Genomic DNA, 20,194 nt, shown 5'->3' with positions numbered 1-20,194 from the left:
CGATCAGACAGTGTGTACAATGTTGATTTTGAGGGCGGAGACGAAAAGCTGATAGCAGGTAAGTTAGAAGCGGATTGGACCAGTTTCTATGAATTTCTTATGTACTATTTTGACTTGAAATAGGGTGCAAGACCAGCATATCAATTAATGTTCTAACACAAGGAAACCTCCAGCCTGCTGTATAGCGGTGCTGGAGGTTTTCACATTTCAATCGAATAACTTATGTGGTTATTTCCGTTGTTTTGTCTGCTTTATTCTTTCTAGTGAACAGCCGCTTGATCCAGTTCGAAAAATCGTCCAGATACGTATACATGACTGGCACCAGCAGCAATGTAAAGATGGTCGAGCAAGACAAGCCGAATATAACGACGACGGCAAGAGGAGCCTGCATTTCTGCGCCTTCGCCGATGCCGAGCGCGAGCGGCAGCAATCCGAGCACGGTCGTCAAGGTTGTCATGAAAATCGGACGAATCCGGCTTGGCGCCCCTTGCATGATTGCCTCTGTCCGCTCGAGTCCGCTTCTGCGCATGATGTTGATGTAATCAACCAGAATAATCGCGTTGTTCACTACGATACCCGCTAGCATAATGACTCCGATTAAGGCGGTTACGCTTAACGGAGTTTTGGTGATGAACAAGCCCAGCACGACACCCGTGAAGGTCGTCGGCATGGCGAACATAATAATGAACGGATAGAGCAAGGACTCGAATTGAACCGCCATCACGACATAGACCAGGAAAATAGAGAAGATGAGAGCGATGCCGAGATCGACAAAGGACTTCATCATATCCTCGGTTTGGCCGCCCATTGAGTAGGAATACCCCTCCGGAAAGTTCATTGTCATCAGCGCTTGTTCAATTTCGGTGGAGATGCTGCCCAAATCTCTTCCCGAAATATCGGCGGTAACGTTGATTTGCCGCTGTTGATTTTCACGCTGAATCATGACAGGTCCTTGAAGCTGGTTAAATTCAGCCACGTCGGACAGCGGAACCAATCTGCCGCTCTGCGATTGAATCGTTAACGTGTTTAGCGCCGCAATGCTTGAACGGCTCTCTTCAGGCATGATGACTCGCACATCATATTCATTGCCGCCCTCCCGGTATTGCGTTGCCAACTGCCCGTTAATCGCAAGCGAAATTTCATTCATGATTTGCTGGTAGGTCAATCCATATTTAGCGGCCAAGCTCCGGTCGATAGTAATATTCAACTCGGCATTTCCTTCCGCCGCAGATGATTCTGCATTATAGACGCCATCGATCTCGGAAATGAGCCACACGACCTGATTGGCGACCTCCTCCAGCACATCTTGCTCTTGCCCGTTTAATTTGATTTGGATCGGTGCCCCCGCTCCGAACCCGGATTCCATCGCAGAAACGGTAATCTCCGCTCCGGCTAATTCTCCGGCCGCTTCCGTTAATTGCCGCATCATCTCGGCCGTTGTAATCTCCCGTTCGGTTGCGCGAACCAGCTGAATCATAAATGTCGCTGAATTGGCGCTTCCTCCGAACGGGCCGCCACCTCCACCGATCGATTCCGACGCGGTGTCGATTACCTTCTCATATGGCTTTAGTAGTAAGGATACTTTGTCAGCTATTTTTTTGGTTTCCTCTAGATTCGTGCCGCTTGGCGTCTGAACGGTGATTTGGATTTGGCCCTGATCGCCGCCCGGCATAAACTCCATACCAATGAATGGAACGAGGAAGAAACTCCCGATTAACAACACAAACGTGCCGAATACCGTCGTTTTGCGGTGTCCGAGCACCCAACGCAATATTTTTTTGTAGAACGTAATAAAAAGACCAAAAAAGCGGGTATACCAGCCCTTCTTCTCTGCCTTTTCCTTCTTCTTCGCGGATACCAGCTTGGAAGACAGCATCGGAATGAGCGTTATCGCCACGACGAGAGAAGCAATAAGGGAGAAGCAGACCGTTAAAGCCAGCGGCCGGAATATATCCGACGTAATTCCTTGCACGAACACGATCGGCAAGAACACGACCAACGTCGTCATGGTGGACGCGATTACGGCGGAAGCCAGCTCGGAAGCGCCTTTGACCGCGGCTTCTTTCATAGACATTCCTTTTTGCCGAAACGTGAAAATATTTTCCAAGATGACAATGGAGTTGTCTACCATCATCCCGATTCCGAGCGCAAGGCCGCCCATGGAAATGACATTGAGCGTTTGCCCTGTAAAATGCATGAGTGTAAACGTAGAAATGATGGCGATCGGCATCGATATGCCGATAACAAACGTTGAGCGGACGCTGCGCAAAAATAAAATCAAAATCAATATCGCCAGCGCGCCGCCGCTGAGCATATTGCTGACGACACTATCCATCGATTGACGGATAAAAATGGAGGTGTCCGATACCATCTTTAGCTCGATTCCTTGCGGCAGCTTCGCTTCCAGCTTGTCCATTGCCTTGTAAATATGATCCGCTACCGCTACCGTGTTCGCGTCTGATTGTCTCTGCACCGACAACACTAGCGCAGGGCTGCCGTTAACCAGCGTAAGCGAATTTTGCTTCTTGAATGTATCGGTGACCTGAGCCACGTCGCTCACTTGAATCTGCCCGCCGTTAGGCAAATGGATCAAGGTTTGTTGAATTTCATCTACAGAAGAAAATTCGCCTTTGATGCGGATTTGAAGCTCCTGCACACCCTTCGGGACGCTTCCTGCCGCCGCGGATTTGTTCTCCATATTGAGCGCCTGCACAACCTGCGAAGGCGTAATGCCGTAGCGGGCCAGATTGGCGCGGTCCAGCTCAACGAGAATTTCCCGTGTTTTTCCGCCCTGGACGGAGACGGAGGCGACACCGTTTTCCCGTTCAAAGAAGGGGATAATGCTGTTGTCGGCAATCTCCTGCAGCTTCTCTGGCTGAGCTCCCGTCAATCCCAGAGTTATGATGGGCATTTGGTTCGGGTCAAAGCGGAGCACGGTCGGATCGTTGGCGGCTTCAGGCAACATCCTTTTGATTTGATCGACTTTTTCCCGCACGTCAATTAAGGCGTTATCCATATTGGTGCCGGTTTTAAAATTCAGCATGACTAGGGATGAATTCGCTTGCGATTGCGAGGAGACCGTATTAATCCCTTGGATGGTGCTTAAGGAGGATTCCAGCGGCCGCGAGATTAGTTTCTCGATTTCCTCGGGCGCCGCGCCTTGATAAGAAGTCGCAACGACGGCAATCGGCAGATCGATTTTCGGAAACAAGTCGATCGCGAGGCTGCGCAAGCTGATCAAGCCGAGCGCAATAATGGCGAGCACGATCATGATGACGCCGATTGGACGCTTAACGGAGATATCAATGATTTTCACGTTATCGCGCCCCCTCGATAATCTTCACTTTGTTGCCATCGCTTAACGTGAACTGACCTTTCACGACGACTTGATCGTTTTTATGGAAATCGCCTTTCACAGCAGACATTTTCGTCTGTGACTCCAATACCTCGACAGCTTTTTCAACTGCGCGGCCGTCCTTCACTATGTATATATGTGTCGCTCCGTTTTTCTCCACAATGGATTCGGTAGGGATGAGAAGAGCGTCTTTCAGCAGCTCCTGATCGACAATGAATTTCGCAACCATTCCCGGCTTAATCACATCGTCCTTATTGTCCGCCTGCGCTTCCAATGTATAGAAGCCGGATTCGTTGGTTATAGGAGAAAGGTAGGTAATCTTGGAGGAAAAAGATTTTCCCAGATCAGGAATTTCCACCTTCGCTTCCTTCCTGTCCTGCAGCAGCAGCATTTGGTTGGCGCTGACATTGGCAGTTAACGTAACCGGATTGGTGGACACGATGGTAAACAGCGGGGAAGTTGACGTGACGAATCCCCCTTCTTCGGCGGCGACGCGAATGACTTGCCCGCTAATCGGAGCCTTCAGATAGGCGTCATCTATCCGGTTCTGGGCTTGTTTCACCCGCAGCCGGGCTTGCTCGACGCTTCGCTTCGCTTGATCCAGTTCCATTTCTGCCGGTGCAGCGTTATGCGTGTTTTTATATTGATCCTGAGCCTGCTCTAAGGCGAACTGTTCCAATTGCAGTTGGATTTCCAAGTCCTCTGCGTTGATGCTGCCCAGAGAAGCTCCTTTATTGATGTAATCCCCCTTTTTCACATTTAGTTTGCTCAGCTCGCCGTTGAGTTTTGGAATGACGTCGATGGTTTTGTTCGGATTGGCTGTTCCGATAATTTCATTCTGCAAGCTAAGAGCTCCAATCTCAATCGGAGCGACTTGAACAGGAGTTTCTTTTTCCTGTGCTCCTTGCAGCGGTTGTTCTGATTGCGGGGTGCAACCTGTTAATACGACACTCAGCGTTAACGCAAGCACGCTAGCGCACAGCCAATGTTTTTTCAAGATTTATACCACTCCTTTTGCGATGTATAGGTTGTCTCTATCTAGGAACGTCGTTCCAAAATAAAGAAAGCTAATAATTATACGTGCTTAATTTAACACAGTTTCACGAATAAAGGTACAATATGGCAGCATTTTGCTAGAAAAAAATAACGAATGAGAGGCTGGAATGCTAGTTGCATAACTTCATTCTTGAAAAGGTTCAAAGCTCGGAGCGTGTTCCGGCCTTTTATTGTAATAAGCTTGTAGGCGAGAGGGTAATAGAAGAATGGGATCGACGCGGCGAATAAAAGGCTTTGTGAGGCATTCCTCAGCTTTGTGACAGAGCAGCGTAATCCTGTGAAATCTATGGAATTCATATGCGAAAGAGAGCAGCAATATATGGTGAACTACACTGTTTTTGGCGGTCGAAGCTAGCCCTATGATACTAGCCCATTGGAAAACGTACAGTGGAATGTACCGAGCAGACGGGTAAGCGATATGCAGACTGTATTTTGTACAGCGGATAGGTTGTTTTCAGCGTATGCGGCGGAAATAATGTCAAAGCATTGGACAGAATCCAATGAAACCTGCCGTTATAAAGGTAAACGTGTTTTTCCACTGTATAGAATCCAATGTAGGAGGGGATAAAGGGGGATGATATAAAGATTTGCTTCTATGACTATTCGCAATTCTGCATCCTAGACGCCTCGTATACGGGTACCCACCATTTCCACGGCCTCTTTGCGCGTCAAATGTAGAAACATCCACATTTCGATGCTCGTCGAAGTTACTGCATCTTATACTGGGATAGCCAACATTTACTGTTACCTTATTACTTCGATGTTGGGCAAATGCGAGAAATTTGTTGCACCACAACTGGAGGTAAAGAGGAATGGACATTTTTGAGACTGACATTGCGCCTGCGCGTCCGTACAACTTTGGGTTGGCTTTGGCCTATCTTCGTTCGTCTACTGCTGCTATATTGGAACGAATTGATCAGCAGCGGTTTTCCCGAGCGTTAACCATTGCAGGCTCGGATGTGCTCGTTCAGATCACAAGCATGGGACCAATAGACCATACGATGCTGCATCTACAATTAACGGGGGAAAAAATCAGTAAGGAAATCGCAGAAAAAGCTGTTTCATGGGTGAAACGGACGTTTACGCTAGATACAGATCCGTTATCTTTTCACAAGCTGTACGCTCATGACCCGATACTTGGACGCCTCATACACAACTATCGCGGTCTGCGTCCGGTGCTTGTCGCGGATCCTTATGAAGCGCTCATCTGGGCCATTATCGGACAACAGGTTCATGTGCGATTTGCGCGTAAGCTGAAGCTCGCTTTTGTGGAATTGTGCGGTCGAAAGATTGCGTATGACAGAACGGAATACGGGGTTTTTCCGCAGCCCGGAGACGTTGCAATGCTTAAGGAAGAATCACTGCGAGACATTCAAATGAGTCATCAAAAGGCGAGAACCATTATAACCGTGTCTGAAGCGGTTGCAGGCGGTGATTTGAACCTGCCGGAGCTGCGTAACGTTGATTATAGCCTTGCGTGCAAGACTTTGATGCAATACAAGGGTGTGGGCAGGTGGACGGCAGAGTCTGTCCTTATGCGTGGACTTGGGTTTCCAGACGCAATCCCGGCGGCCGATGTGGGGCTGCAGTCCATTATCGGCCGAACCTATGGGATCGGAAAAAAGGCTACGGAGGAGCAGGTGCGGCAACTGGCGGAACGATGGGCATCGTGGAGGGGATGGGCGGCCTTTCTCTGGTGGTTTCAGCTTCAAGCAGAGGAACTTGCGAAGGTAAATTCCAAGTGACAGGATAGGTTCGAAAAAACGGGATTTTATTAGGTTTGACGTATTTCGCAATCCAATTTATGCTATAAACAAATTGAGAAAATTTGTTAGAACTTCATAAGGAGAGACCCATGAAAAGACAGCTTGTCGATCTAAGCCATACGATTGAAGAAGGGTTAGTTACATACAAAGGATTGCCTGCCCCGCATATATGCGATTATTTGAGCAGAGAAGCCTCTAAAGAGCTCTACGAAGAAGGAACGGAGTTTCAAATCGGTAAAATCGAAATGGTATCGAATACAGGAACATATATTGATACCTCGTTTCATCGATATTCCGAGGGCAAGGACATTTCCGGTAAGGGCTTTTGCAGAAGTGAATGGCAAGTATAGAGAAAAGAGGAATGATGACGCGATGTCATATACCATTCATGTAATGAATCAGCATAAATCTGATATAATAGCGAATTGGCATTATGATGGAATCTATTCCTTTTATGATATGGAGGCGGACAAAGACGATCTGGAAGAATTCATCAGTGCCGAAGAGCGGGGAAATAAATATTTGAGTGTCTTCGAACATGATCAATTAATCGGCTTTTTCTGCTTCCATCGAACGGATGCCGATACAGTGGACATTGGGTTGTGAATGAAGCCGCATGTAACGGGAAAAGGAATGGGGCTAGGTTTTATGCAATTTGGCATTGAGTTTGCTAAAGAGAAATATTGTCCTAAAACGCTGACGCTTGCCGTCGCTGCTTTCAATGAAAGAGCGATCAAGGTTTACAAAAAAGCGGGATTTGCAGCCTTGAATACATTTATGCAGGCAACCAACGGGGGGCGGTTTGAATTTTTGAAAATGAAATATATTATACCGTCGACAAAGTAAGAACTCATATGCGACACACTGCCCAACTATTAGATCGCAGAACAGCTTGTCCCTAGAAGAAGGACAAGCTGTTCTTCCTTAATCTGACTGGCTAACTTACTTTTCCGCGACAATGGAGAACATGGGCGTCGTCCTGTTCAGCACTTTTTCGCTTTCTGTGTAGATAGCTTCGTCAAATCCCCAATTGCAGACAATCTCCTTATAACCGATTTTCTCCAGTGATTGCACATCCCAATCAGGACGATGCTCAAAGGTAAGCGGAAGCTTACTCGTAATTTCATCGCCTTCGCGCTCGAGGCTTTCTTCCAGCTCAATGCCATAACCCATCCTTCTCGCGGTTTCGGAATCTTCCATATACTGCTTGCGCTGCTCTTCATCTACAAGATGTTTATTCCAATTCGCATCAAATATAACGATTTTTCCGCCCGGACGCAGCAGTCTGTGCCATGAATCGTATGTTGCGAAAGGCTGCGGCAGTGTCCAGGTTACATTGCGGCTTATAATGACGTCGAAGCTGGCTTCCTGGAAAGGGAGAACGCCAATATCTCCTTGTATAAACCGAGCGCCAGCCCCCGCTCGGAAGGCGTTGAATTGCGCCTGCTTGAGCATGAGCGGCGATGAATCGACAGCCGTAACCGTATGATTCATACCGCTCAACAGAATCGCAAAAAAACCGGGTCCGGTACCGACATCCAGCACATCAAGCCCCGATCCGCTGCCGATATGCTGCTCAATTATGGCCCTCCATGCCGGCGCTTTAAAGCTGTTAAGCTCATCCAAAACGATATCATTATAAACCTCGGCGCTTTCATCCCAATATTGTTGAGAACGGTTTTTCGTTTCCATCATACCCTCCTTGATCTTGTCTATTTTATATTGACAGTTTTGCAAACGCGCTCCTATAATAGTAAACATTACGATTAAGGAGGGCAAGCTTTTTTTCATCACACGGAAAAAATAATATAAGTTGAATTAGAGAAAGATCACATTTCCAGTCAGTATCGATACGCTGCCAGGTCCTTCTCACCACTCTCCCTCTCGTTCAGAAGGCGCATCTTTCGTATGGGTGATTGACCTTTGCTGTGCATGCCTCTAGTAACATGGCTTCTCGGATGATGCAGCAGCATCACCGTCAGATTACACTACCTAGCGCCTGAGTCATGCGGGAATCGTGGCTACTGACAGAAGGGGAGAGTGAGCGGAAACGCCAAATGGGGAGAGTATCGCCTCTCCAATATTTTGAGAAAAGTAACGAAGCCGTATCAAAACTTTATTCAAGTAATTCAATATCGCGGGGAGAAGAGAGATTGTGAGAATAAAAAATGCTGTAAGATACAAAGCACCCATAGAAATGCTCAAACCATGGTTTATTCTGATGCTGGCGGTTATCGTCATTGCCGGTTGTGCAAAAGAATCCTCCGAGGCTGCTCCATCCGAAGCCAAACAGATTACCGTCGCAAGCAGTACGGATAGTGGAATCAACCGACTGGATGCAGCTTCTTATGAAGGAATGATGCAAGCTTACCCGTTAATTTACGATTCTCTGGTTGAGTATGGAGAAAAAGGGGAGATCCAACCCGCTTTAGCTGAGTCTTGGGATATTTCGCCGGATGGCAAAGAGTATACGTTTCATTTACGTAAGGATGTCCAATTTTCTGACGGAACGCCTTTTAATGCAGAAGCAGTAAAGTTCTCCGTGGATCGTTGGGCGAATAAGCCTGAGCATGATTGGCTGTTGACCTCGAAAAATCTAAAATCGGTCGAAGTGATAGATGAGTTTACCGTTAAGCTTACGTTTACGAAGCATTATTATATGACACTTGCGGAACTTTCCTACCCTAGGCCGTTTCGAATCATGAGTCCGACTTCCGTCGAACCGGCCGGCGATCCGGAGGGCAAATTTGTTAAGGCGATCGGCACAGCAGCGTGGGTACAGGCAGAATATATACAAGATGTACAAACTGTTTTTACGCCTAATTCTACCTATTGGGGCGATAAGTCCGGAATTGACAAGCTCACGTTCAAGGTGGTTCCGGATTCCCAATCGCGTGTCCTAGCCGCCCAGAACGGCACTATTGATATTGCGGGAGGCGAAGTTAGTAAAATTCCGTTGGAAAGCTTATCATTACTGAAAAATGGAGAGAAGACGAAGCTGGCCACTCAAAAGGGCACCGCTTCTTACTTCCTTGTTGTTAATGATGCAAATAAGGCAATTGCCGATAAAAAGGTGCGTCAAGCGATTAATTATGCTGTTGATAAGCAGTCTATCGCACGAGACTTGTTTGACGGTACGGGCAGTCCAGCTACCGGCATACTTCCGACAACTAATGCCTACGTCTCCGAGGATAATAATAAAGGTTACTCATATAATCCGGGGATGGCCAAGCAGCTCCTTAACGAGGCTGGCTGGAAGGATGCAAATGGGGATGGAACGGTTGAAAAAGAAGGAGAAAATCTTGTATTTTCACTTGTTCTGCAAACCGAGGAGTATCCTGAGTGGAAACCGTTGGCTGAAGCTGTTCAGGACCAATTGTCCAAAGTTGGCATTCAAGTAGAGCTCAAGGTTCTGGAGCAGGCTTCGTATTACGATGCTTTGTGGAAGAACAAAGATTACGATTTGCTCATCTACCGGACGTATGCCGATGCCTTCAATCCACTTAGCTTCCTGATGGCGCTTTTTTACAAAACAAATGAGGCTCCAGCGGTCGCTTTCGGCACGGAGCAGTTAAGCAGCTTGATTGACCGCGCGGCCGCGACTCTTACTGACGAAGAACGGTTTAAAGCTTACAATGATATTTTTCAATTGATGAATGAAGAAGCAATGAGTGTGCCGTTGTTTTACCCCGACGACTTGTTTGTAGTGAACAATCGTATCTCTGACGTACAGTTAGGAGCGACTACATTCAGACCGATTGTATGGGAAAAGCTTCGGTTGGATGAACAACGGTGAATAAAGCTCTGCTTAAGCGACTGATCTGGACAATTCCCACCCTGCTAGGCGTGACTGTTGTAACATTTGCGCTCGTTCAATTAATGCCTGGAGATCCGACGGATATATCGCTGAGAAGCAAGGGGATTATTCCTGACGCCGTCAGCATAGCGGAAATACGGCGCCAGATGGGGCTTGATCAACCACTGATTGCGCAGTATGGAGCATGGCTGAATGAAATTTTTCATTTACGTCTGGGACTATCGTTTCAAAGCGGGCTGCCGGTTACGAAGGAACTCGCATTGCGGTTGCCAGCGACCTTGAGACTGATGGGCGCCTCCTTCGCTGTCGCGTGTATTCTTGCGGTTCCAGCCGGCATCGTATCGGCATGGTATAAGCAGCAGCACCTCGACCATGCCGTTCGTTTCCTATCTATTTTGGGCGCATCGCTGCCGCACTTCTGGATAGGAGCCATGCTTATTTATTTGTTCTGTATCCGCACTAACCTGCTCCCCATGATGGGTGACGGAGGAATTATGAATTATATAATGCCGTCCATAACGATGGCGGCGGGCATGGCGGCCGTATATGCTCGTATGTTGCGAGCTGGGATGCTGGAGGCGATAGCAGATCCCCATTATAAAGCGGCCCGGGCTAGGGGAATCAAGCAAAGCCGTTTGATCGTTCAGCATGCGATTCGACCGGCATTGCTGCCGTTTATAACGGTAATCGGGAATAGCTTTGGTTATTTTTGGGGTTCCTCGATTATTGTTGAAGCGATTTTCTCATGGCCAGGGGTAGGCAGATTGATGATTGATGCTATTTTTAACCGCGATTATCCGGTCATTCAGGCAATTACACTGCTGACAGCCGCTTGCGTTATCGTGGTGAATTTGGCAGTAGATCTCATTTATTATTGGCTTGACCCGAGAATTCGGGCAGAAGGCGGTCGTTATGAGGAACTTTAACATACAGCGTATCAGAAAAATGGCGGGAGCAATCGGAAATCCGCTAGGGAATAAGATTGCCAGCTCCGGCTTGTATATCCTGTTAATGGTCATTGTGGTCGGTATTCTGGCACCCATGATTGCGCCTCACGATCCGCTTGCGGTCAATCTGACTGCGAAGCTGCTGCCGCCTAGCTTGGAATACCCGCTTGGGACCGATCAAATGGGAAGATGCGTTTTTTCAAGAATCATTAGCGGAACCATGGCCTCACTCGTCATGCCGTTGACTGCGATGGCACTTATTCTTCTCATCGGCATGCCCCTTGGCGTTATTGCTGGTTACTATGGGGGCGTGTTCGATCGGATCATCATGGTCGTGGTGAATACGATGCTCTCCTTCCCGAATTTACTGCTGGCCATTGTACTAACGGGATTTCTTGGGCCGGGAACGTTGCATATTTTACTCGCGGTCGTCGCCGTGTGGTGGGCGAAGTATACGAGAATTGTGAGAGGGATGACGTTGTCATTGAAGGAGAAGCCCTATGTCAAAGCCAGCCGCGGCTGTGGCTCGTCGGACGTCTGGCTGATGTTCCGGCATATTGTGCCCGGTACGGTGCCAACCGTGCTTGTATTCTCCGCGTTGGATGTCGGCCGAATGATTCTTGCGATTTCCGGTCTGGCCTTCCTCGGTCTCGGTGTTGCGCCTCCATCCCCGGAGTGGGGCGCGATGCTCAGCGATGGTCGGCATTATTTGCAAACCGCGCCACGACTGCTTTTGTCTCCCGGTCTGGCCATCTTGCTCGTGATGGCGGCATGCAATCTGCTCGGTGAAGGTTTAAGAGATGCGTTGGATGTCAAAAGGTAACCGCTATCGGCGTTTTGGAGGATGGATATGACGATAAGAGAAAACGATGCCAACACCTTGCTGCGAGTAAATCAATTGAATGTTATATACGAAAATCGGCGCGGGATGGTGCATGCAGTTAAGGATGCCAGCTTTGAAATGGGAAGCGGTCGTGTACTGTGTATTGTGGGAGAAAGCGGCAGCGGCAAGAGTGCTATAGCGCTCTCCCTGCTAAAGTTGATCGACCCACCGGGCAAGATTACGAACGGTCAGGTTCTTCTGGATGGGGAAGACTTGCTCTCGCTGTCAGAACAACAGTTAACCCGCATCCGCGGCAAGCAGATGGGGATGATTTTTCAGAATCCATCGCGCAGCTTGAACCCCGTCATCAAGATTGGCGTTCAGTGTGCGGAGACTATCCGCAGTCATGAGAAACTATCAAGAGTGGAGGCGGATGAGCGTACATTGGACTGCTTGCGGGAAGTCGGTTTTGCCCGTCCACAGGAAACGATGAATCGATTCCCGTACCAGTTAAGCGGTGGAATGCTGCAGCGTGTCATGATCGCCATGGCGCTGAGCTTAAAGCCAAGGCTGCTAATCGCCGATGAGCCGACGACCGCTCTTGATGTTACCGTTCAGGCACAAGTTATGTCCAGGCTGCTGCAATTGAAGAAACGTTGGAACACCTCTATTCTGCTCATTACACATGATCTCAGTATAGCGGCTCAAATGGCTGATGAGGTGGCAGTTATACATGCGGGAATTATAGTCGAACATCGAAAAACATTGGATCTTTTTCAAGATCCGCATCATCCATACACAAAAAAATTACTGCGCAATGTTAGGGGAGAGAGTAATAAGGAGATGACATACGAATGGAATTGCTGCAAGTGAACGGATTGTTAAAACATTACGGGACACCCACTCTAACGGAGTCGATAAATCTAAGCCTGAAGCAGAAGCGCCGACGCTCGTCTCCTCCCGCTCTTGATGGCGTCTCGTTTACTATAGGCAAAGGTGAAGCATTCGGGCTCGTCGGAGAAAGTGGCAGCGGGAAGAGCACACTAGCTAGATTGATTTGTCGGATGGACACGCCTACAGCTGGGCAACTGCTGTGGAATGGGGAAGACATCACGGAACTGCGAGGCAAACGGTTGAAAGGCTTCAGGCAGCATATTCAGATGATCTTTCAGGATCCGGTATCCAGTCTGAGCCCTTATCAAACGGTAGAGCAAGCCATTCGAGAGCCGCTCCGAAATTTTGGTCTAGGCTCTCGCTCCGAGCGCGATATCCTGGTTCAAGAGCTTATCAAGGATGTCGGCTTGGATCCAAAGCTAGCGTCACGCTATCCGAGCGAATTAAGCGGAGGCCAGAATCAGAGGGTCAATATAGCCAGGGCACTGGTCTGTAAGCCCTCGTTAGTTGTGTGCGACGAACCGCTGTCCAGTCTCGACGCCCCCATGCAGACACAAATTCTAACGTTACTGGCAAGACTGCGGGATCAGCGTGCTTTATCCTATCTGTTTATTTCCCACGATCTGCTCGCTGTCCAATCATTGTGCGACCGGATTGCTGTCATGTATAGAGGAGCCATTGTCGAAATATTCGACAGCTCCCAAATGTCCGTCATCCATCATCATCCGTATACGAAGCTGCTGCTTTCCTCCATACTTATTGCGAACCCTCTCAAACGCCATCAATGGAAAGAAACGGAGACAGAGAAGGACGACAAAGCAACATCTGAGGAGGGCGGTTGCAGTTTTTATAACCGTTGTCCATTCGGCACACCGTTGTGCAGGGAAGTCAAACCGCAGTTAAAGCTGAGGGAACGGGGGCATTATGCCGCCTGCCACGAGCTTGACGACACGAGCGATTTATAATGCGCAGAGAGCGCTGCATCAGTAATTTTTTACGTACGGCAGCCCCTCATTAGAAAACATACAGTGTGCTATTTTTTGTCACAATTACTTATGGATTCGAGTCTATAATAAATATGATACAAGTTGAAATGGAGAAGGTGCCGAAGGAATGAATAAAAACGATGTGCGATTGGAAATGACAAGTGATGAGGAAGAGTTGGAGCAAGTAAGGAATCATTTATACTCGTATAATATGAAGAGTGTGGATGCGGATTTCGAGCCAATTAATTTGGTTCTGAAAGCACCAAACAATGAGATTGTCGGCGGTTTGCTAAGCTATAGATACGGACAAAGTATCTTTATCGAGATTTTATGTGTTGATGAAAGATTACGCGGCAGCGGACTCGGAACGAATCTGCTGAAAAAAATAGAAGAGATAGCCGCACAACGTGCAGTAGACACGATACATTTGGATACGTTTGGTTTTCAAGCGCCGGGTTTCTATCTGAGAAACGGATATGAGCAGTTTGGGGAACTTAAAGATGTGCCCGTAAAAAACCAAAACAGATACTTTCTGAAAAAGCAAATAAATAAATGCAGATAAAGCGCCGGGGGAGGCAGTGAGCTTGTCTTCATTGTCTTCCCCTCATATATGACAAGAACAAAATGACATAAAATAGCGCTTTCAAATTTCTTCTTTACAGATGCGAGGGAAAGAAGTAATATAAAAACAACAAAGTTGTATACAAGTATACTTGTAGTCTTTTAAGAGGAGTGAAGACAGCATGAAGTTAGGCATGATTGGTCTTGGCAAGATGGGATATAATCTGGTTGAAAATATGCTTCGTCATCAGCACGAGGTAGTCGTATATGATGTGAATACAGAGCCAAGGCAGCAATTGGCAGGGCAGGGGGCAGTACCTGCGGATTCTATCGAGGAGCTGGTTTCGAACTTGGCATCCCCTAAAGTGGTGTGGATGATGGTGCCTGCAGGCGAGATCGTGGATGGTGTAATCGACACGCTCATTTCGCTCCTGTCACAAGGGGATATCGTTATTGACGGGGGCAATTCTCATTATAAACAATCGTTGGCGCGGGGCGAGAAGCTGCACGCACATGGGATTCATTTCTTCGATGTCGGGACATCGGGCGGAACCGAGGGCGCGGCACAGGGCGGCTGCTTTATGATTGGCGGGAATCAGGAAGCTTTTGCATCGATTGAGCCTTTGTTCCGAGATATCGCCGTTAAACAAGGATATTTGTACGCCGGTAAGAGCGGCAGCGGTCATTTTCTGAAAATGATTCACAATGGCATTGAGTATGGCATGATGCAGTCGATCGCTGAAGGGTTTGAACTGCTGGACAAGAGCAATTTTGATTATAACTATGAAGATGTGGCGCGTGTATGGTCGAATGGTTCCGTTATTCGCAGTTGGTTAATGGAGCTGACGCAAAATGCATTCTCGAAAGATCCGAAGCTAGAAGGGATTTGCGGTGTCATGCAGAGCTCCGGCGAAGGGAAATGGACCGTGGAGACGGCCTTGGATTTGCAAGCGAGCGCACCGGTCATCGCGATGTCCTTGTTCATGAGATATCGTTCACTTGAAGCCGATACGTTCCATGGCAAGATCGTCGCTGCGCTGCGGAATGAATTTGGCGGTCATGGGGTAGTTAAGAACAACTGAGGGCGCAACAACTCCTCATCCTGATGGAATCGTCAAGAGAATGTGATAGAATGAGTCTAAATGTCACCTTAACGGGCGAACTACCATTCATTAGGAGAGTTGAACCTTTATGCATTATCCATCCGCATGGCTGCAGGGAATTTCCCTTGGGGAATCGATTGCTTGTAAATTACGATTGCAAATTATAAATGGAACGATCAAACCGGGTGAGGTCATCTCTGAAAATCGAGTGGCCGCCGACTTCGGCACGAGCAGATCTCCGGTGAGGGAAGCGTTGAAAACGCTATCGAACGAAGGTCTGATCCGGTTAGAACGGATGGGCGCGGTAGTCTTGGGTTTGAGCTCAAAGGATATCGAGGAATTGTATGATGTCCGCTTTCTCATCGAAAGCTTTGTTCAGCAGCGTCTGGCCCATGGCAACCAAGAAAGGTTAATTTCGAAATGCAATCAAATTATCGATAAAATGGAATTAGCAGTCAAATATAACGATGTTGTCGATTTCGCCTATCAGGATTTTTCCTTTCATGAAGCGATTGTGGCAGCGGCGGAACATAAAAGAATTTTTCATCTATGGACAAGCATCCGCCACATCGTCATGACGGTCATGTTGATTACAACCGAAGAGGTATTTTCCAAGGGAGAGCAGAAGCTCAGCTCTGTCATTAATAAGCATCGTACGATTGTGAAAGGGTTGGAATCCAAGAATGCCGACACGATACAGAACGTAGTTCGGGAATATTTTGCGGATTCGCGCCAGACACTGCATACGAGCTTGCCTCAATTTTAAGGAAAACGAGAGGAGAATTTTCTTTTCGCTTAAAGTTGTCGACAAGTATACAATATGTGGAATGGAAATACTAAGGGGAATTATAGAAGAGTCAGAATCGCAGGGAGGATTTATATATGAGCAGTATTTTTGGTCTCAGTCACAATGTAACGTTGCTCATTTGGACATTGATTGCAATTGTATTTCTGGTTGTGTTTATTGCTAAATATAAATGGAATCCTTTTGTCACACTGCTCCTTTCAGCTTTGATGCTGGGATTGCTTGCAGGGATGAAGCCGCTTGATGTGGTGAGCTCGATTACAGGCGGTCTAGGCGGTACACTCGGGACAATCGCGATCGTCATCGCTCTCGGAACGATGCTTGGCAAGATGATGGCAGAATCCGGAGGCGCGGAGCAAATCGCTTCTACCTTGGTAGATAAGTTCGGAGAGAAGCGAGTTCATTGGGCGATGATGATCGTTGGCTTTATCGTAGGGATTCCGGTGTTCTTCGAAGTGGGTCTTATCCTCTTGATTCCAATCGTGTTCACTGTGGCACGTAAAACAAAAATGCCGCTCTTGCAAATTGGGATTCCTATTTTAGCTGGACTTTCGACGGTGCATGGACTTGTCCCGCCGCATCCGGCACCGATGATTGCGATTGATGCCTATCAGGCGGATCTAGGGAAAACGATTCTGTATTCTCTTTTGATTGGCTTGCCAACCGCAATTATTGCCGGTCCTTTATTCGGCAAGTTCATTGGTAAGCGCATTCAGGTGGAACCACCGGCCAAATTGGCTGAGCAATTTGCGCTGCAGAGCGATCGTAAGCTTCCGGGCTTTGGCATCACCTTGTTTACGATTTTGCTGCCGGTCATCTTAATGCTAGTTGGTTCGGTGGCAGATATCGCGGATCCAGAAGCAACTAGCAGCATCACTGTATTTTGCGAATTTATCGGGCACGAAATTATAGCGCTGTTGATTGCGGTTGTATTCTCGTTCTTCTCACTCGGTTTTGCGAGAGGATTTACGAAAGAAGAAGTATCCCGCTTTACAAGTGAGTGCTTAGCGCCCACTGCCACGATTATTCTCATCATTGGCGGGGGCGGAGCCTTCAAGCAAGTGTTGATTAATAGCGGTGTAGGGGGAGCGATTGCCGAAATTGCGACACAAGCCAATGTGAATATTATTTTGTTCGCCTGGTTTGTAGCTGCATTGATTCGGGTCGCCACTGGATCTGCAACCGTGGCCATGACGACAGCCGCAGGAATTGTGGCACCTGTCCTTGCGCTGAATCCTGGTGCGAATGTAGAGCTTGTCGTGTTAGCGACAGGTGCAGGCTCGATTGTGCTGTCCCATGTCAATGATGCTGGCTTCTGGATGGTGAAGGAGTTCTTCAATATGTCCGTGCCTCAGACATTGAAGTCATGGACGGTGATGGAGACGCTGCTATCAGTTGTAGGATTGGTTTTTATACTTCTCCTCAGTACAGTAGTGTAAGTGAATCAGGATTATGGCAAGCAGGATTTCGAGAAAGAAGGTTTACCAATGAGCATGAAAAAGTACATGATCGGTATCGATATCGGAACAACGAGCACCAAGGCTGTTCTGTTCGAAGAGAACGGACAGGTCGTAGCCAAGGGGAGCGAGGGGTATCCTTTATATACGCCTAATTCGACGATTGCGGAGCAGGATCCAGAGCATATCTTCCAAGCGGTCATCCAATCGGTCAAGCAAGTGATGGCGCACAGCGAAGTTCGGCGTGAGGACATCCTGTTCGTCGCATTCAGTTCGGCGATGCACAGCGTCATTGCTGTTAATGCCGCAGGCAAACCGCTTACACCATGCATGACGTGGGCGGATAACCGCAGCAGCGAATATGCCACGCGGTTGAAGCGGGACATGAACGGGCATGAGCTATACCTGCGGACAGGGACGCCGATTCATCCGATGTCCCCAATTACGAAATTGATGTGGATGCGCGATGAGGAGCCTGAGATTTTTCAAAAGACTAATAAATTCATCTCGGTTAAAGAGTATGTGTTCGCCAAGCTCTTCAACGAGTACGTGGTGGATTACTCGATCGCTTCAGCGACCGGCATGTTGAATTTAAGGGATCTGGATTGGGATGAAGAGGCGCTGCGAATTGCCGGGATTACCCGTAATCAGCTGTCTAAGCTCGTCCCGACGACGCATCAGGTACAGGGGTTGGATGCGTCATATGCAGAAGAGATGGGCTTGGCGGCGTCCACGCCGTTCATAGTGGGAGCGAGTGACGGCGTCCTCTCCAATTTGGGAGTGAATGCGATCGAACCCGGCGTGGTCGCGGCTACCATTGGCACGAGCGGAGCGGTTCGCACGGTTGTGGATCGTCCGGTCACGGACCCGAAAGGAAGAATTTTTTGTTACGCCTTGACCGATAAGCATTGGGTGATCGGTGGTCCCGTCAACAACGGGGGCATACTGTTCCGTTGGGTGCGGGATGAGTTCGCGGCCGCGGAAGTGGAAACAGCCAAGCGTCTTGGGGTGGACTCCTATGATTTGTTGACGAAAATTGCAGAGCAGGTAAGACCGGGCGCAGATGGATTGCTCTTTCACCCGTATTTGACCGGCGAACGCGCGCCGCTGTGGAATGCGGATGCGCGCGGTTCCTTCTTCGGACTGACGATGCACCATCGGAAAGAGCATATGATTCGCGCCGTGCTGGAAGGAGTCATTTTTAACCTGTACACGGTGCTGTTGGCAATGGAAGAGCAGATCGGACGGCCGCGCAAAATTCACGCCACAGGCGGCTTCGCCCGCTCGGCATTATGGCGCCAAATGATGGCGGATATTTTCGACCAGGAAGTCGTTGTACCTGAAAGCTACGAAAGCTCCTGTCTGGGCGCTGTCGTGCTCGGCCTATACGCGATTGGCCGCAGTGATTCGCTGCATATCGTGTCCGATATGGTGGGGGCGACTCACGAGCATAAGCCGATCAAGGAAAACGCAGAATTGTACCACGAGCTTCTGCCCATCTATATTTCGATCTCGCGCAAGCTGGAAGAGGAGTATGAGGCGATCGCGCAATTCCAACGGAAGCTGTTTGAAGAGTAACCTATATTTGAGGGAAGACCCTGAATGACGAATTTGTCGTGATTCAGGGTCTTATTTCTTTCTTCATCCTTTCGAGTTGTTAAGATAGTTGTTGAAAGAGGAGAATTCCACAATTTCACGAATACATAAAATGACATATGTTGTTCGAGCCGATCGAGTGCTGCATATCCAAATTGTTTATAGGGAGAGTTAGGTATGGAATTTCATGAACTGCAAGGTGAACGCATCAAGCTGATTCCGCTCGAATTCGATCATATCCCGAATTTGTACGAATACTCTGAGCATCCTGAAATATGGACGCACTATCCGGCGAAAATTCGGACCTTGGAAGACAGTTGAACGCCGGTCACGCCACCTGACCGCGAGCTAATGTATTGGGGGGGGAATACAATTATAAATAGAGAACAAGTCACTTCATTTCTACATCATCTTCATACAAAGGAGTTTCTGTTTGCAGACGAATTCCGCATTCAAGCATACATCGACCCGGCGAGCGAAGTTTCATCTTATTTTATATCGTTGAACAGGGGATATGTTAACACCAATATAGAAGGCTTTATATTACTTCTAGAAAGACTTGAGTATATAGAAGAAGAGTGGGAATGGGATAAGACTCTTGTGGAACATAACAGAATCAATGTCCTTTATAAGGCAGTATATTATGTGATGAAAAACGGACTTTTCGAAGAAATAAGCGGAACAACCGCTGTAAAAAAGATGAATGAAATGAATGCAGATATTGAGTTCGAGCATGAAATTGCTAATGATTCCAACAATGTTGTTATTTTTGATGACTGGAATTTGTTTCAACTATTAGGGCATAACGAGGAAATTGTTTATCTTTATATATGGTACACGACGGCCTGAACAACTTTCACCGCCCTAGACCCACCGGACTCCTCCATTTCTCTAACGAAATGGGGGAGTTCTTTATCATTATGCGTAATGGAATAGCTCCCCGAAGTTTAATAATGTTAAATATAATTGCAGCGCTAATGGCTTAAGGCTTTAACTTTGCCAAACTATCAATATACATTGACATAAAA

The 20,194-nt window shown here is 47.8% G+C and carries 17 protein-coding genes and 1 pseudogene; 15 read left to right on the top strand and 3 right to left on the bottom strand.

The genetic code is table 11. The features are described from left to right. Positions 1–220: 220 nt before the first annotated feature. Positions 221–3,316 (bottom strand): efflux RND transporter permease subunit, encoded by a 3,096-nt coding sequence (locus tag LQV63_RS10745; RefSeq protein WP_233696703.1) that lies wholly within the window; start codon positions 3,314–3,316, stop codon positions 221–223. Position 3,317: 1 nt separating this feature from the next. After that, a complete protein-coding gene (locus tag LQV63_RS10740; RefSeq protein WP_233696702.1) occupies positions 3,318–4,352 on the bottom strand; it encodes an efflux RND transporter periplasmic adaptor subunit in 1,035 nt (344 codons plus the stop codon). An 871-nt stretch (positions 4,353–5,223) separates the two neighbouring features. On the opposite strand from LQV63_RS10740, the gene LQV63_RS10735 reads away from it, so the two are divergent. The 3 genes and pseudogenes from LQV63_RS10735 (at position 5,224) to LQV63_RS10725 (ending at position 7,023) form a co-directional block, all read left to right on the top strand. Then, positions 5,224–6,156: a DNA-3-methyladenine glycosylase family protein gene (locus LQV63_RS10735; RefSeq protein ID WP_233696701.1), complete on the top strand. Its 933-nt coding sequence runs from the start codon at positions 5,224–5,226 to the stop codon at positions 6,154–6,156. A gap of 110 nt (positions 6,157–6,266) precedes the next feature. Continuing rightward, positions 6,267–6,527 (top strand): cyclase family protein, encoded by a 261-nt coding sequence (locus LQV63_RS10730; RefSeq protein WP_233696700.1) that lies wholly within the window; start codon positions 6,267–6,269, stop codon positions 6,525–6,527. Between the two features lie 22 nt (positions 6,528–6,549). Continuing rightward, positions 6,550–7,023: pseudogene (locus LQV63_RS10725) on the top strand (GNAT family N-acetyltransferase). A gap of 96 nt (positions 7,024–7,119) precedes the next feature. Here the strand turns inward: LQV63_RS10725 and LQV63_RS10720 are convergent. Continuing rightward, the gene (locus LQV63_RS10720) at positions 7,120–7,938 is read right to left on the bottom strand and encodes a class I SAM-dependent methyltransferase (protein WP_267933989.1); all 819 of its coding nucleotides are present in this window, start codon (positions 7,936–7,938) and stop codon (positions 7,120–7,122) included. A gap of 394 nt (positions 7,939–8,332) precedes the next feature. Here LQV63_RS10720 and LQV63_RS10715 point away from each other — a divergent pair, with 394 nt between their 5' ends. From LQV63_RS10715 to LQV63_RS10660, 12 genes are all read left to right on the top strand, one after another. Then, positions 8,333–9,973 (top strand): nickel ABC transporter substrate-binding protein, encoded by a 1,641-nt coding sequence (locus LQV63_RS10715; RefSeq protein WP_233696698.1) that lies wholly within the window; start codon positions 8,333–8,335, stop codon positions 9,971–9,973. Continuing rightward, complete coding sequence (nikB, locus tag LQV63_RS10710) at positions 9,970–10,920, top strand: nickel ABC transporter permease (RefSeq protein WP_233696697.1); 951 nt, start codon at positions 9,970–9,972, stop codon at positions 10,918–10,920. The genes LQV63_RS10715 and nikB overlap by 4 nt, the downstream gene beginning before the upstream one ends. After that, positions 10,907–11,764 (top strand): ABC transporter permease, encoded by an 858-nt coding sequence (locus LQV63_RS10705; RefSeq protein WP_233696696.1) that lies wholly within the window; start codon positions 10,907–10,909, stop codon positions 11,762–11,764. Before nikB ends, LQV63_RS10705 begins: the two co-directional genes overlap by 14 nt. Positions 11,765–11,791: 27 nt before the next feature. Then, complete coding sequence (locus tag LQV63_RS10700; protein WP_233696695.1) at positions 11,792–12,637, top strand: ABC transporter ATP-binding protein; 846 nt, start codon at positions 11,792–11,794, stop codon at positions 12,635–12,637. Continuing rightward, entirely contained in the window at positions 12,619–13,623 is a 1,005-nt protein-coding gene (locus LQV63_RS10695) for an oligopeptide/dipeptide ABC transporter ATP-binding protein (protein WP_233696694.1), read from the top strand. The genes LQV63_RS10700 and LQV63_RS10695 overlap by 19 nt, the downstream gene beginning before the upstream one ends. 148 nt (positions 13,624–13,771) lie before the next feature. Beyond that, positions 13,772–14,206, top strand: coding sequence for a GNAT family N-acetyltransferase (locus LQV63_RS10690; protein WP_233696693.1), 435 nt, complete (start codon positions 13,772–13,774; stop codon positions 14,204–14,206). Between the two features lie 181 nt (positions 14,207–14,387). Continuing rightward, on the top strand, positions 14,388–15,287 hold the full coding sequence (gnd, locus tag LQV63_RS10685; RefSeq protein WP_233696692.1) for a phosphogluconate dehydrogenase (NAD(+)-dependent, decarboxylating): 900 nt from the start codon (positions 14,388–14,390) through the stop codon (positions 15,285–15,287). Positions 15,288–15,396: 109 nt separating this feature from the next. Further along, entirely contained in the window at positions 15,397–16,074 is a 678-nt protein-coding gene (locus LQV63_RS10680; protein ID WP_233696691.1) for a GntR family transcriptional regulator, read from the top strand. A 116-nt stretch (positions 16,075–16,190) separates the two neighbouring features. Next, on the top strand, positions 16,191–17,552 hold the full coding sequence (locus tag LQV63_RS10675) for a GntT/GntP/DsdX family permease (RefSeq protein ID WP_233696690.1): 1,362 nt from the start codon (positions 16,191–16,193) through the stop codon (positions 17,550–17,552). A 48-nt stretch (positions 17,553–17,600) separates the two neighbouring features. Further along, positions 17,601–19,148, top strand: coding sequence for a gluconokinase (gene gntK / locus LQV63_RS10670; protein ID WP_233696689.1), 1,548 nt, complete (start codon positions 17,601–17,603; stop codon positions 19,146–19,148). 195 nt (positions 19,149–19,343) lie between these two features. Beyond that, entirely contained in the window at positions 19,344–19,487 is a 144-nt protein-coding gene (locus LQV63_RS10665; protein WP_233696688.1) for a GNAT family N-acetyltransferase, read from the top strand. 30 nt (positions 19,488–19,517) lie between these two features. Next, on the top strand, positions 19,518–20,015 hold the full coding sequence (locus tag LQV63_RS10660) for a hypothetical protein (protein WP_233696687.1): 498 nt from the start codon (positions 19,518–19,520) through the stop codon (positions 20,013–20,015). Positions 20,016–20,194: the final 179 nt, after the last annotated feature.

Origin of the sequence: Paenibacillus profundus (assembly GCF_021369635.1) — a bacterium.
In the GTDB taxonomy this organism is placed as follows: Bacteria; Bacillota; Bacilli; order Paenibacillales; family Paenibacillaceae; genus Paenibacillus_B; species Paenibacillus_B profundus.
Note: the sequence above shows the minus strand (reverse complement) of the source record. Positions and strands in the feature narration are given on the sequence as shown.

What these genes read in the sequence shown, in the direction of transcription:
- LQV63_RS10695 (WP_233696694.1), top strand. Translation starts at nt 12,619, where the DNA reads ATGGAATTGCTGCAAGTGAACGGATTGTTAAAACATTACGGGACACCC.
- LQV63_RS10730 (WP_233696700.1), top strand. Translation starts at nt 6,267, where the DNA reads ATGAAAAGACAGCTTGTCGATCTAAGCCATACGATTGAAGAAGGGTTA.
- LQV63_RS10735 (WP_233696701.1), top strand. Translation starts at nt 5,224, where the DNA reads ATGGACATTTTTGAGACTGACATTGCGCCTGCGCGTCCGTACAACTTT.
- LQV63_RS10675 (WP_233696690.1), top strand. Translation starts at nt 16,191, where the DNA reads ATGAGCAGTATTTTTGGTCTCAGTCACAATGTAACGTTGCTCATTTGG.
- gnd (WP_233696692.1), top strand. Translation starts at nt 14,388, where the DNA reads ATGAAGTTAGGCATGATTGGTCTTGGCAAGATGGGATATAATCTGGTT.
- LQV63_RS10660 (WP_233696687.1), top strand. Translation starts at nt 19,518, where the DNA reads ATGTATTGGGGGGGGAATACAATTATAAATAGAGAACAAGTCACTTCA.
- LQV63_RS10690 (WP_233696693.1), top strand. Translation starts at nt 13,772, where the DNA reads ATGAATAAAAACGATGTGCGATTGGAAATGACAAGTGATGAGGAAGAG.
- gntK (WP_233696689.1), top strand. Translation starts at nt 17,601, where the DNA reads ATGAGCATGAAAAAGTACATGATCGGTATCGATATCGGAACAACGAGC.
- LQV63_RS10665 (WP_233696688.1), top strand. Translation starts at nt 19,344, where the DNA reads ATGGAATTTCATGAACTGCAAGGTGAACGCATCAAGCTGATTCCGCTC.
- LQV63_RS10705 (WP_233696696.1), top strand. Translation starts at nt 10,907, where the DNA reads ATGAGGAACTTTAACATACAGCGTATCAGAAAAATGGCGGGAGCAATC.
- LQV63_RS10700 (WP_233696695.1), top strand. Translation starts at nt 11,792, where the DNA reads ATGACGATAAGAGAAAACGATGCCAACACCTTGCTGCGAGTAAATCAA.
- LQV63_RS10720 (WP_267933989.1), bottom strand. Translation starts at nt 7,938, where the DNA reads ATGTTTACTATTATAGGAGCGCGTTTGCAAAACTGTCAATATAAAATA.
- LQV63_RS10680 (WP_233696691.1), top strand. Translation starts at nt 15,397, where the DNA reads ATGCATTATCCATCCGCATGGCTGCAGGGAATTTCCCTTGGGGAATCG.